This is a genomic window from Staphylococcus pasteuri (genome assembly GCF_030547725.1).
In the GTDB taxonomy this organism is placed as follows: domain Bacteria; phylum Bacillota; class Bacilli; order Staphylococcales; family Staphylococcaceae; genus Staphylococcus; species Staphylococcus pasteuri.
Genome location: NZ_JAUOQO010000117.1, coordinates 1 through 335 on the forward strand (window position 1 = coordinate 1; position 335 = coordinate 335).

Annotated in this window: 1 pseudogene; it reads left to right on the forward strand. The window is 43.0% G+C overall.

What is annotated here, in order from left to right:
• A pseudogene (locus Q4528_RS13045) lies at positions 1-335 on the forward strand (ATP-dependent Clp protease ATP-binding subunit ClpC); the annotation flags it as partial.

Below are 335 nucleotides of genomic sequence, written 5' to 3' on the forward strand. Positions count from 1 at the left end.
CAATAAATCAGAAAACTCAAACGACAGTGCTGCACTTGATGAGTACTGTGAAGATTTAACGGCTAAAGCAGAACAAGGAAAAATAGATCCTGTACTGGGCCGTAATGACGAAATTAGGATGATGGTAGATGTGTTATGCCGTCGCAGAAAAAACAACCCTATTTTGGTAGGTGATCCAGGTGTTGGTAAAACTGCGGTTGTAGAAGGGTTTGCACAACGTATTGTTGATGGCCAAGTACCACAAGACCTACAAGGTGTTCGCCTTTTAGTACTCGATATGGGGTTACTACAAGCAGGAGCGGGTGTTAAAGGCGAATTTGAACGCCGTTTAAAAG